The organism is Nocardiopsis sediminis, from assembly GCF_042650565.1.
Lineage (GTDB): Bacteria > Actinomycetota > Actinomycetes > Streptosporangiales > Streptosporangiaceae > Nocardiopsis_B > Nocardiopsis_B sediminis.
This window is the reverse complement of record NZ_JBHSBH010000003.1, coordinates 522,174-534,557: the sequence shown is the minus strand read 5'-3', so window position 1 is coordinate 534,557 and position 12,384 is coordinate 522,174. Positions and strand designations below refer to the sequence as shown.

7 protein-coding genes and 1 pseudogene are annotated in these 12,384 nt (G+C 73.4%); 4 read left to right on the top strand and 4 right to left on the bottom strand.

Annotation, left to right across the window (positions count from 1 at the left end):
- Positions 1 to 17 precede the first annotated feature (17 nt).
- Positions 18 to 788 carry a CPBP family intramembrane glutamic endopeptidase gene (locus ACFOVU_RS03715; protein ID WP_378529844.1) on the bottom strand — a complete coding sequence of 257 codons (771 nt, stop codon included), beginning with the start codon at positions 786 to 788 and terminating at the stop codon, positions 18 to 20.
- Between the two features lie 306 nt (positions 789 to 1,094).
- On the opposite strand from ACFOVU_RS03715, the gene ACFOVU_RS03710 reads away from it, so the two are divergent.
- Both ACFOVU_RS03710 and ACFOVU_RS03705 read left to right on the top strand, forming a co-directional pair.
- Positions 1,095 to 3,245, top strand: coding sequence for an elongation factor G-like protein EF-G2 (locus tag ACFOVU_RS03710; RefSeq protein ID WP_378529843.1), 2,151 nt, complete (start codon positions 1,095 to 1,097; stop codon positions 3,243 to 3,245).
- 222 nt (positions 3,246 to 3,467) lie between these two features.
- A complete protein-coding gene (locus ACFOVU_RS03705) occupies positions 3,468 to 4,535 on the top strand; it encodes a proprotein convertase P-domain-containing protein (protein WP_378529842.1) in 1,068 nt (355 codons plus the stop codon).
- Between the two features lie 70 nt (positions 4,536 to 4,605).
- On the opposite strand, the gene ACFOVU_RS03700 is transcribed toward ACFOVU_RS03705, so the two are convergent.
- Positions 4,606 to 5,403, bottom strand: coding sequence for a M48 family metallopeptidase (locus ACFOVU_RS03700; RefSeq protein ID WP_378529841.1), 798 nt, complete (start codon positions 5,401 to 5,403; stop codon positions 4,606 to 4,608).
- 700 nt (positions 5,404 to 6,103) lie between these two features.
- Positions 6,104 to 7,909, bottom strand: a pseudogene (locus tag ACFOVU_RS03695) (amidohydrolase); the annotation flags it as partial.
- Between the two features lie 595 nt (positions 7,910 to 8,504).
- Here ACFOVU_RS03695 and ACFOVU_RS03690 point away from each other — a divergent pair.
- Complete coding sequence (locus ACFOVU_RS03690; protein WP_378529839.1) at positions 8,505 to 9,623, top strand: acyltransferase family protein; 1,119 nt, start codon at positions 8,505 to 8,507, stop codon at positions 9,621 to 9,623.
- 76 nt (positions 9,624 to 9,699) lie between these two features.
- On the opposite strand, the gene ACFOVU_RS03685 is transcribed toward ACFOVU_RS03690, so the two are convergent.
- Positions 9,700 to 10,707, bottom strand: coding sequence for a CDP-alcohol phosphatidyltransferase family protein (locus ACFOVU_RS03685; RefSeq protein WP_378529838.1), 1,008 nt, complete (start codon positions 10,705 to 10,707; stop codon positions 9,700 to 9,702).
- 230 nt (positions 10,708 to 10,937) lie between these two features.
- Here ACFOVU_RS03685 and ACFOVU_RS03680 point away from each other — a divergent pair, with 230 nt between their 5' ends.
- On the top strand, positions 10,938 to 12,377 hold the full coding sequence (locus ACFOVU_RS03680) for a GuaB1 family IMP dehydrogenase-related protein (protein WP_378529837.1): 1,440 nt from the start codon (positions 10,938 to 10,940) through the stop codon (positions 12,375 to 12,377).
- Positions 12,378 to 12,384: the final 7 nt, after the last annotated feature.

Here is a 12,384-nt window from a genome sequence, read left to right as displayed (position 1 = left end):
TTCAGGTCCGGCTTGCGCTAGATCGCGCGGGTGCGGTGGCGGCGCCCGCGGCCGGTCAGCAGCAGTGAACGCAGGTCCAGGGCCATGTGCAGCACGATCGGGATGAAGATGCTGCCGGTGCCGAGGTAGACCACCATGAACAGCGCCCCGAGCAGGCCCGGGCCGACCAGCCCCCACCAGCCCTGGTAGACGTGCGCGACCGCGAACAGGATGCACGACACGACCGCCACGAGCCACACCGGCAGTCCCAGGCTCACCCCGAGCGCGACGAACAGGCCCCGGTAGAGCAGCTCCTCGCAGATCCCGGCGGTGATCCCGAGCCCGGCCGCCATCCGGCGCTCGGCGCGCGTGTGCGGGGCGAGCACCTCCAGGACGTCGCCGCCGGGCTCCGGCCCGGGCGGCAGCACCGGCCGTGACCGGCCCCGCCCGGCCCCGGCGGAGCGGTCGCGCGTGATCAGCCAGACGATGAGCAGGGCCACGGCGAAGCCGATGACCGCCGCGAACAGCGGGCCCCACGCATGGGGCGCGCGCAGGCCGAGGTCGCCCACCGAGAGCGCCGGCGAGAGCACCAGGATGACGAGGATGACCGCGGTCCAGCCCCACTGGATGCAGATCGCCAGCCGGTAGAACCGCTTCAGCGCCCGCGGGTCGGTGTCGCGGTCGCGTTCCAGCCGCTTGAACGCGCTGCGGCCGATCAGCGGCTCCCCGATCGCGGCATAGAGAAGGAGGACGATCCCGAGGATCGTCGCGACGAGACTGAACTGAGGAATGCTCTCGGACCACGGCACGCGCCACAGCCTAGGAGATGCGGGCCGCCATGCCACACATTCCGGGCCCGACGCGTCGCTTTCCCCCTTTATGTGGGCGCGGACACGGGAATGCGGCGCCGAAGTCGCCGCGGGCGTGTCGCACCCTTTGCCCCCCTTGAGATATCGGGCGCCGCGGGCGACCGTGGAGAGTGTTCCGCGTCACATCGGATGCGGACCGACGACGTCGCCCGCGCGCTCCCCGCCGGAGACGCGCCCCCGGCCGCGGCGGCCGAGAACGGCCCCGGCCGGCCGCACGCCCGCGCGGGCGAGGGAAGGTTGGGAGGTATGGCGGACACATCCGGCCCTGCGGCCAACGGCAGGGCACCGGCGGCCGATCGGCCCGCGGACATCCGCAACGTGGTGCTGGTCGGCCCGTCCGGAGCAGGCAAGACGACACTCCTGGAGGCACTGCTGCACGCGGCCGGCGCCGTCCCGCGCCGGGGCCGCGTCGAGGACGGCACCACGGTCGGCGACCACGACGACGTGGAGATCCGGCAGCGGCGCTCGGTCAACCTGGCGGTGGCCCCGATCCACACGGGCGGCGCCAAGGTCACCCTGATCGACGCGCCCGGCTACGCCGACTTCGTGGGCGACCTGCGCGCCGGGCTGCGCGCGGCCGACGCGGCGCTGTTCGTGGTCTCGGCGCTCGACGGGGTCGACGGCCGCACCCGGCTGCTGTGGGACGAGTGCGCCGCGATCGGCATGCCGCGGGCCGTCGCCGTCACCAAGATCGACCACCCCCGGGCCGACTTCACCGCCACCGTCGAGCAGTGCCGCGCGGCCTTCGGCGACGGCGTGCTGCCCGCCTACGTGCCGGTGGTCTCCGGCGAGGGCGCGGGCCACCGCGTGCGGGGCCTGTTCGGGCTCGTCTCCCAGCGCTACCACGACTACTCCTCGGGGGCGCCCGTTGAGGCCGCCCCTCCGTCCGGGCTGGCCGAGGAGGTCACCCCGCTGCGCACCGAGCTGATCGAGGGGGTGATCCAGGAGAGCGAGGACGAGACCCTGATGGACCGGTACATGGAGGGCGCCGACCTGGACCCCGATCTGCTCATCGCCGACCTGGAGGCCGCGGTTGCGCGCGGCGGCTTCCACCCCGTGCTGCCCGTCTCCGCGGTGCACGGCCCCGGGGTCCACGAGCTCCTGCGCGAGCTGCCGCGCGCCACGCCGTGCCCGGGCGAGCGCCCCCTGCCCGAGACCGCCACCGTGGACGGCCGGCCCGTCGACGGGCTGTCCTGCGACCCGGACGGCCCGCTGCTGGCCGAGGTCGTCAAGACGGTGAGCGACCCCTACGTCGGCCGCATGAGCCTGGTCCGCGTGTTCTCGGGAACGCTGCGGCCCGACACCGTCGTGCACGTGAGCGGGCACGGCCCGGCCGGCCACGACGAGCACGACGTCGAGGAGCGCGTGGGCGCGCTGTCGGTCCCCATGGGCAAGAACCACACGCCGGCCGCCGCCGCCATCGCCGGGGAGGTGTGCGCGGTCGCCAAGCTCACCCGGGCCGAGACCGGCGACACCCTCTCCGCCCGCGAGCGGCCCCTGCGGATGCCGCCCTGGACCTTCCCCGAACCGCTGCTGCCGGTCGCCCTGCGCGCCGCCTCGGCCGCCGACGAGGACAAGCTCGCGCAGGCGGTCGCCCGGCTGGCGTCGGAGGACGTCACCCTGCGGGTCGAGGTCAACGCCGAGACCCACCAGCTGGTGCTGTGGTGCATGGGCGAGGCCCACCTGGACGTCGCCCTGGACCGCCTGTCGGGGCGCTACGGGGTCGCCGTCACGACCGACGAGGTCCGCATCCCGCTGCGCACGACCTTCGCCGCGCCCTCCGACGGCATGGGGCGCAACGTCAAGCAGAGCGGCGGGCACGGGGAGTACGGGATCTGCCGGATCTCGGTGCAGCCGCTGCCGTCGGGGTCGGGGCTGGAGTTCGTCGACGAGATCGTGGGCGGTGTCGTGCCGCGCCAGTTCATCCCGGCCGTGGAGAAGGGCGTGCGCGCCCAGATGGAGAGCGGGGTGCGCACGGGGCACCCGCTGGTGGACATCCGGGTCACGCTCCACGACGGCAAGGCGCACCCGGTCGACTCCTCGGACATGGCGTTCCAGAAGGCGGGCCGGCTCGCCCTCAGGGACGCCGCCGAGAAGGGCCGCCTGTCGATGCTGGAGCCGGTCGACGAGGTGGCGGTCACGGTCGCCGACAGCGACATGGGCGCGGTGATGAGCGACCTGTCGGCGCGGCGCGGGCGGGTCTTGGGCACCGAGGCCGTCGAGGGCGGCCGGACGCTGGTCCGGGCCGAGGTCCCGCAGCTGGAGATCACCCGCTACGCGGTCGACCTGCGGTCGGTCGCACATGGCACCGGCACGTTCCGCCGCCGCTACCTGCGCCACGAGCCGCTGCCGCGGCAGCTGGCCGAGAAGTACGCGGCCGACGGAGCCCCCTCCTGATCCACCCGGCCCTGACCCTGGCCGCGCCCCGGCGCCGGCCGCGCCCGGGCCCGGCCAGGGGCCCTGCACAGGCGCCCACGACGGCACGCGAAGTGGGTACCCCGCTCGGTCCGGCCGTGGCCGGGCGGCCGGATGCGGACCTGCACGATGCAACGTCCCGGTAACGGCGAATACCCTGGGAGGAGCCCTATGTCCCAATTCCCACCCCCGAGGAGCGCCGCCGTGGCCGGTGGATCACCTTTCGACCCTCCCCCGGAGCCGTACCAGCCCGGCCAGCCCGGTCCCTACGGCCAGTACCCGCCCCCCGGGCAACCGGGGCCCGGACCCGCCGACTGGCAGGGGCAGCCGGGGTTCGGCCCGCCCACCGGAGGCCAGGCCCCCATCCCTCCGGGCGGCGGGTTCCCCGGCCAGCCCGGCGGGCCCCTCCCGCCCGGCCCGGGCTACCCCCCGGGTTACCCCGGCGGGCCTCCGCAGCAGGGTGGTTCGAAGGGGTGGATCATCGCCGTCATCGTGGGCGGCGTCATCCTGGTGCTGGTCATCGCCGTGCTGCTCTTCGTGTTCGTCTTCAACCGCGACGGCGGCTCGGGCGGGGGCGGCGGGACCGGGACGGGTGCGGGCGGGTTCGAGAACACGTCACCGCTGGCGATCGAGGACCAGTCCACGGTGGAGTCCACCATCAATGTGACGGGTGTCGACGGCAACGCGCCCACGTCGCTGGGCGTCAACGTGGACATCACCCACGACTACATCTCGGATCTGGACCTCGAACTGGTCGCCCCCGACGGCACCTCCTTCCCCTTGGAGGCGTTCGAAGGGTCGCACCGCTACACCGTGGACGCTTCCGCGGCCGCGGCCGCAGGTACCTGGACCCTGCGCGTCTCCGACGGGGCGCCGGCCGACACGGGCACGCTCAACTCCTGGAGCCTGGAGTTCGGGTCGGGCGGGTCCGGGTCGACGTCGTCGGGCGCCGGGTCGTTCGAGAGCGGTTCGTCGGTGACGATCGAGGACCAGTCCACGGTGGAGTCCGCGATCGAGGTGTCGGGTGTCGAGGGCAACGCCCCCTCGTCGCTGGGCGTCACCGTGGACATCAGCCACAGCTACATCTCGGACCTGAGCCTCGAACTGGTCTCGCCCGACGGCACCTCCTTCCCCTTGGAGGCGTTCGAAGGGTCGCACCAGTACACGGTGGACGCTTCGGCGGCCACGGCCGCGGGCACCTGGACCCTTCGCGTCGAGGACTCGGCGGCGGCCGACACGGGCACCATCAACTCCTGGAGCCTGAACTTCTGACCCCTCCGCCCCTGCTCACCGCCCCGGGACCGCGTGCGCACCCCGGACCCGTCGCCTCCGGGCACGGTGTTCAGAGCACGCGGCCGGGGCGGGAGCGGTCGGCCAGGGCGTGGAAGCGCCACGTGTTGACGGGGTGGCTGGAGAGCAGGTTCACCAGCATCACGAACAGGCCCTGGTCGGTGGTCGCGCGGGCGGCGATGTCGTCGAAGTCGATGCGGCGGTAGAGGTACTTGCCGACGACCAGGATGCGCAGCCCCTGGACGCCCTCGGGGCAGAACTCGTAGCCGTGGTTGTCGGCCGTGTACTCCTGCACGCGGCTGAGGGTGCTGCCGATGCCGGGGATGATGTTGGCGACGGAGACACTGAACTGCCGCCAGTAGGAGACGTGCCCGGCCGCGATGTGGCCGACCTCGTGGCCGATGATGAACCGCAGCGCATCGGGGTCGGCCAGGCGCCCGCCGATCTCGAAGAGGTCGCTGGTCACCGCCACGTAGCGGCGGAACCCGTGGCCGGAGGCGAAGGCGTTGATCTGCCCGTTGCCGAGCACCACGTAGGCGTCGGGCACCGAGGGCAGGTCGAACGCGCGCGCGGCCTCGACCACCATCCGGTGCGCCTCGGGGAACTGGGTCTCCGTGATGCGCACGCCGTTGACGCGCTGGGTCGCATACAGCTGGCCGCGCACGAAGAACACGAGCGCGGGGATGCTGAGCAGCAGCAGTGGCTCGCGGTTCTCGCCCTCGAGCGCGCGGTTGACCGCGCCCAGCACGGCGAGCGCGGTGACGACCACGCAGACCACCAGGACGACGTTCTCCCGCGGGTGCCGGAGTGCGCGCCGCCGCCGGCGGTCCCCCCAGGTCACGAACACCATGGCCCCATTCTGCTGGTGCCGCGCCGGGGATTCGGGCGGAACACCCCGGTTGCTCCGCCGCCCGGGGGCGCCGGAGACTCCGCGCCGCCCGTTCGCTCGCCTTTCGCGTGCGCCCGCACGGCGCGGCACCGTCCGTTGCCGGCTCGCCGCGAGCGGCGGGGCGGCAACGGACGGCGGCGGGTCAGTAACGGTAGGGCGGATCCTCCGGCGGCCGGGCGGCGGGGTCGTGCTCGTCGTAGCGCGGCTCGGCCGGCGGCTCACCGATGCCGTACGGCGTGGCGCCGGGCGGTGGCGGTGGCGGCGCGGAGACGGCGGGGCTCCCCTGCGGCGGCGGGGCCGCCACCGGCGGGCCCTGAGGCGGGCCCGAGGGCGGCGGCGCCGCAATGGGCGCTCCCTGCGGCGGGCTCGGGAGCGGGGGCACGGGCGGGCCCACCGGAGGCGGCGCCTGCGGACCCGACAGCGGCGACACCGGCCGGCCCTGGGGCGGCGACACGGGCAGCCCCTGCGGGGACCCGGGCATCCCGTGGGACGGCGGCGCGGCCGCGTCCCGGAGCGGCGGGACTTGGGGCCCCGACGGCGCGATCGGCGGACCCGACGGCGGCGGAGCCGACAGCGGGATCTGCGGACCGGACGGGACGACCGGCGGCCCTGAGGGCGGCGGAGCCGACAGCGAGGCCTGCGGGCCGGACGGCGCGATCGGCGGGCCTGAGGGCGGCGGAGCCGACAGCGGGACCTGGGGGCCGGACGGGACGACCGGCGGGCCAGAGGGCGGCGGAGCCGACACCGGAGGCCCCTGCGGCGGCGCGGGCGCGGCGGGAGCGGGAGGCGGTGGCGGCGCGTCATCGTCGTCGTCGAGGAAGTCGGCCATGTCGGTGTAGGCGGTGGACTCGCCCTCGCCGCCACGGGCCGCCGCTCCATCGTCGGGCGCGCCGGCGCCGCTGTGGCGGCCCACGGGGGCGGGGGCATCGTCGCCGCGGCCCGCCTGCTCGCCGTAGGCGGCGCCCTGCGGGTCGGCGTGGGCCGCAGCGGGGACGGCACCGGCCGCGCCCGGCCGGGGGTGGTTGTAGGGCTCGTTCGGCCCCGGCGGCGGCGGAGGCGGGGGCGGGGGCGGCGGTGCGGACGGCGCCGCGACCGGGGGCCCGGCCGGGGCCTCGCCGAAGGACCGCTGCCCGCCGGTCGGGGCGATGTCCTCGGGGCGCCCGAGGTAGGTCAGCGCGCCCACGGTGAGCGCGGCCAGCCCCGCGCGCAGCGTCGGCTCGCGGTCGGGGGCGAAGAACGGCGAGTGGCCGGCGGGGATCGACGCCAGCTTCTCGTAGGGGGTCGCCCCGGGCGCCGCCTCCCACACCTCGTGCGGCGTGGAACCGACGAACCAGAAGACGTAGGGCACCGGCGACGGGTCGCCGGGCAGGCCGTACTCGGAGAAGTCCTCGCTGGCGGTCAGCGGCTCGGGGAGCTCGATGACGTAGCCGTCGCCGAAGTAGGCGCGGTGGGCGGCGGCGACCTGCCGGGTGGCCTCGGGCTCGTTGTGGGTGACCCCGGCCTGCTGGAAGACCTCGATCTCGGGATTGCGCTCCGCGCCCGACGCCGCGGCCTCGGCCAGGACGATGCGCTCGATGGCGGTCCGCAGCCGGTCGGCGACGGCCTCGTTGAGGGCGCGGGTGTTGATCTCCAGGTAGGCGTCGTCGGGGATGATGTTGCCCTTGGACCCGGCGCGGATCACGCCGACCGTGACCACGGCCATCTCGGCGGGGCTGACCTCGCGGGAGACGACGGTCTGCAACCGCGTGACGATGTTGGCGGCGATCACCACGGGGTCGACCGTCAGGTGCGGCCGCGAGGCGTGCCCGCCGGTGCCGTGAACCCGGACCCGGTAGGTCGCGGCGGCGCCCAGGATGACACCGGGGCGGTGGGAGATCATGCCGGCGGGCTGGGGGCCGACGTGCTGGGCCAGGGCGATGTCGGGGCGCGGGAACCGGGTGTAGAGGCCGTCGCGCAGCATCGACCCCGCGCCGTCCATGGTCTCCTCGGCGGGCTGGGCCACGACCACGAGGGTCCCGCGCCAGCGCTCGCGCTCGTCCGCGAGCAGGTCGGCGGCGCCGACCAGGCAGGCGGTGTGGGCGTCGTGCCCGCAGGCGTGCATGATCGGGACGTCGTTGCCGTCGTCGTCGGTGCCGCGCGCGGTGCTGGCGTAGGGCAGCCCGGTGCGCTCCTCGATGGGCAGCGCGTCCATGTCGCCGCGCAGCAGCACGGTGGGGCCCTCGCCGTTGCGCAGGACGCCCACGACACCGGTGCCCCCGATGCCGGTCTCGACCTCGAAGCCGGCGCGGGTCAGCCATTCGGCGACCGCGCTGGCTGTCCGGTGTTCCCGATGCGAGAGCTCGGGGTTCTTGTGCAGATCGACGTAGAAGCCCTCGACCAGAGGGAAGATCTCGTCGACGAGCCGCATGATCGCGCCACCGTGCTGGGCGACACGCTGGGGTTCCACCGCGTGCGGCACTGCTTCCACCGCCTTCAATCCATGGATGGGGCGCCGTGCCCGACCGCGTCGGTGCCGGCCGCCGCCCGATTGTCTCGCCCGCCAAAACGAATCTCAACCGCGGTGCGCGGGACGGGCCGTCAGCGAAGCCTATCCGCGGGTGACCGCCCGTTCCGCCGGTCGGCGGCCGTTCACGGGCCGGGAGGGGCCGGGTGGCCGTGCCGTCTGTCCGGGAGAACCCGTGATCACCCGGGTTGCGGGGCGGCCGGCCGCGGCGGCGGGCGACGGCGACTTTCCGGAATCCGGGCCCGCGCGTGGCGTGCCGAGTGGCCAATCCCACGACTGCCCCGCCACCAGGACAAGGTTACGGAAAAGACACGTTCCGCCACCCCCGAGCATGGATCACATACGGCGGTAGCGGTAGTCTGCCTTCACAGAGTTCACAGCGAACTCCCAGCGACCTCCGATATGCGCCGGCGTTCCCGTGTTCCCGGGACCCCCCACCCGATCAGTGGTGCCGGCCGGCGGCCATGAGCGTCGCGCCTCGTACCGGCCATGTCCGCGCCACATGCGCCCTTACGCCTCTACGTCCTACACAGCCCCGAATCGGTGACTCGGAGACCCCGTGGCCTCAGCGACCACCCATCCGTCCAGTACGCACGACCGCGGTGTCCCGGAGGGCGCCGCCCCGCCCGCCGCGACGGGCAGCACGGCGCGCCCCAAGCGCGACGCCCTGCTCGATAACGCGAAGTTCCTGCTGATCCTGCTCGTCGTCGTCGGGCACGCGATCTCGCCGACGGCCGACAGCCACCTGGCCAGTGCGGTCTACTTCTGGATCTACCTGTTCCACATGCCCGCGTTCGTGCTGATCAGCGGCTACCTGTCGAAGTCCTTCGACGGCTCGGGGCGGCGGGTCGACAAGCTGCTCACCACGGTCGCCGTGCCCTACCTGGTGTTCTGGGGCATCTACGCGCTCCAGTCACTGTCGGTGGGCCGCAGCCTGCCCGAAAGCCCGGCCGATCCCGTGTGGCTCACCTGGTTCCTGGCCGCCCTGTTCGTGTGGCGGCTGACCGTCCCGATCTGGAAGCGGATCCGCTGGCCCTTCGCCGTGGCGGTCGCCGTCTCGCTGGCGGGCGGCGTGGTCGCCACCGGCGACATCCTCGGGATCTCGCGGATCATCAGCCTCACCCCCTTCTTCGTCGCCGGGCTCCTCCTGGAGCAGCGCCACTTCGACTTCCTCAAGCAGACCTGGGTGCGCGTGTGGGCGGGCTGCACCGTGCTCGTCACCGCCGCAGCGTGCTACCTCTACCTGGAGCGGCTCAGCCTCGAATGGGTCTACTGGCGCGAGAGCCTGACCGACCGCGACGTCGACCTGCTGCCCGTGGGCCTGCCCGCCCGGATCGTCTTCCTGGCGCTGGCCTTCGCGCTCACCGCAGCGGTGCTCTCCCTCACGCCGCGCCGCACCACGTGGTTCACCGCCCTGGGCGCGCTGACCATGTACGTGTACCTACTGCACGGGCTGGTCATCCGGGTCGGCGACTCGCTCGGCTGGTACGAGCTCACCGGGTCGTTCGCGGGTCCCTTGGGGTCCTTCGTCGTGAACACCGTCGCCGCGGTCGCCCTGACGTTCGTGCTGTGCTCGCCATGGGTGCGCCGGTCCACCAAGTGGATCGTGGAACCCAACGTCGACTGGGTCCTGCGCCCCGGCCGCGACTCGGCGGCGCCCAAGCGGCCCGTGGGCTGAGCCGGGCACGCACGACACCTCTCCAATCACGAAGGGCCGCGTGGAGTTCCACGCGGCCCTTCGTGATTGGCGACGGCTACGGCTGCCCTTGGAGGCGGGCCAGCTCCTTGGTGAAGTCGCGGGTGGCCAGCCACAGCTTGTAGACGATGACCAGCTCGAACGCCGCGATCGCCGCGCAGGACAGCACGGTGACCGGGACGATCAGGCTGCTCACGGGGGCGGCCAGGGCGATGACGGCGGTGAGCGGCGCCACCACGCAGATGAACATCTCGAACTCGATGCCGCTGAACAGGTGCGGCCGCACCCGGCTGCGCAGCAGGCGGTCGCGGACGCCTTCGTACCAGCCGAACCGGCTGCTGAACCCGCGGTGGACGTCGATGACCCGGGCCCCGCCGGCGGCCTGGGCCCCGGCGCGCACCTGCTCGTGGTCGAGGTCGGGGTTGTCGCGCAGGACCTCCTCCATGAACACCACCGACGGGGCCTCGGCCCGGGCGGGGTCGGTGCCGGCGTCCTTGGGGGTCTCGGTGCTCTCGGGGTCGTCGACCATCGAGTCGACCGCGCGGCCCTCGGCCGCGGCGCGCAGCTTCTCGCGCATGCTCTGCCGGGTCTTGGCGACCTGCGACCCGTTGAGGTAGCGCAGCAGGTCGAGGAAGGTGACGACCGGCATGAGCATGAGGTAGACGACCTCGCCGGTCACCGCCCACTGCCCGATGAGCAGCGCCATCATGCAGCCGAAGAAGCGGATGCGGTCGAAGATGAAGTCGACCCAGGCCCCGAACACCGAGCCGTTGTTCTTGAGGCGGGCGATCTTGCCGTCCATGCAGTCGAGGACGAAGCTCAGGTGGAACAACAGCGCACCGGCCACCAGCCAGTACCAGTCGGCCGCCCCCAGGGCGAAGCAGACGGCCGAGCCCAGGCCCAGCACGCCGGCGCCGAAGGTGATCTGGTTGGGGGTGATCTCCGTGCGGTTGGCGGTCCACACGACCAGCCGGGCGGCCAGCGGGTCGACCAGGAAGACGGTCCACCAGGCGTCGCGGCTCTTATAGGTGCGCTCGCGGACATCCGCGAGTGTGAAGCTCGTCATCTCATCTCCTGCGGAACTCCCGCCGATGGCCGCGTGTCGGATATCGGACACACACGGTGATCGATCACGATCGAAGGGGAGGGGAGGGTGGGTGTCAGCCGGGAGATCATCGCAGACGCTCTTCCCGGGACGCTAATCAACACGGTCATAATTGATGGGTAATGGGGGATCGGCACGGTCATCGGACGCCCGTGCGGCCGCCCCCGGTGAGCTCCGACCGAGGTAGAGGCGTGCGGTTTCTCAACAACCAGGTCCCCGGCCACGATCTGACCTACAGCGACGTCTTCATGGTCCCGCGGCGATCGGCCGTCGGCTCACGGCTGGACGTGGACCTCGCATCCCACGACGGCACGGGCACGACCATCCCCATCGTAGTCGCGAACATGACCGCGGTCGCCGGTCGCCGCATGGCCGAGACGGTGTCGCGGCGCGGCGGGCTCGCGGTCATCCCCCAGGACATCCCCATCGACGTCGTGACCGACGTGATCTCGTGGACCAAGCGGCGCGACCTCGTCCACGACACCCCCATCACCCTCTCCCCCACCAGCACGATCGGCGACGCGCTGAACCTGCTGCCCAAGCGCGCGCACAACGCGGTCATCGTCATCGACGGCCGCCGCCGGCCGGTCGGGGTGGTCACCGAGGCCGACTGCGTCGGGGTGGACCGGTTCACCCAGCTCCGCGAGGTCATGAGCACCGAGCTGCTGACCATCGCGGCCGGCACCGACCCCACCAGCGCGTTCGGCACCCTCCACGACCGCAGGCACCGGCTGGCGCCGGTGGTCGACGGCGACGGCGCACTGGTCGGGGTGCTCACCCGCACCGGCGCGCTGCGCGCCACGCTGTACAAGCCCGCGGTGGACCCGTCTGGCCGGCTCCGGATCGCGACGGCGCTGGGCGTCAACGGCGACGTGGCGGGCAAGGCGGCGGAGCTGCTGGCGGCCGGGACCGACGCCCTGGTCCTCGACACCGCCCACGGCCACCAGGAGAAGATGATCACGGCGCTGCGCGCCGTCCGCGCGCTCGACCCCGACGTGCCCATCGTGGCGGGCAACATCGTGACCGCCGAGGGCACGCGCGACCTGATCGAGGCCGGCGCCGACATCGTGAAGGTCGGGGTGGGGCCGGGCGCCATGTGCACGACCCGGATGATGACCGCGGTGGGCCGCCCGCAGTTCTCCGCCGTCCTGGAGTGCGCCGCCGAAGCGCAGGCGCTGGGCCGGTCGGTGTGGGCCGACGGCGGGGTGCGCCACCCGCGCGACGTCGCGCTGGCGCTGGCGGCGGGCGCGTCCAACGTGATGATCGGGTCGTGGTTCGCCGGCACCTACGAGTCGCCGGGCGACGTCATGCGCGACGCGCAGGGGCGGCTGTACAAGGAGAGCTTCGGGATGGCGTCGGCGCGCGCGGTGCGCCTGCGGACGTCGGAGGACTCCCCGTTCGACCGGGCGCGCAAGGCCCTGTTCGAGGAGGGGATCTCCACCGGCCGGATGTACCTCGACTCCGAGAGCCCCAGCGTCGAGGACCTCATCGACGAGATCATCGCCGGTGTCCGCAGCTCCATGACCTACGCCGGCGCCACCACGCTGGAGGAGTTCCACGAGCGCGCGACGGTGGGCGTGCAGAGCGCCGCCGGCTACACCGAGGGCCAGCCCGTCCAGACCAGCTGGTAGCACGCGG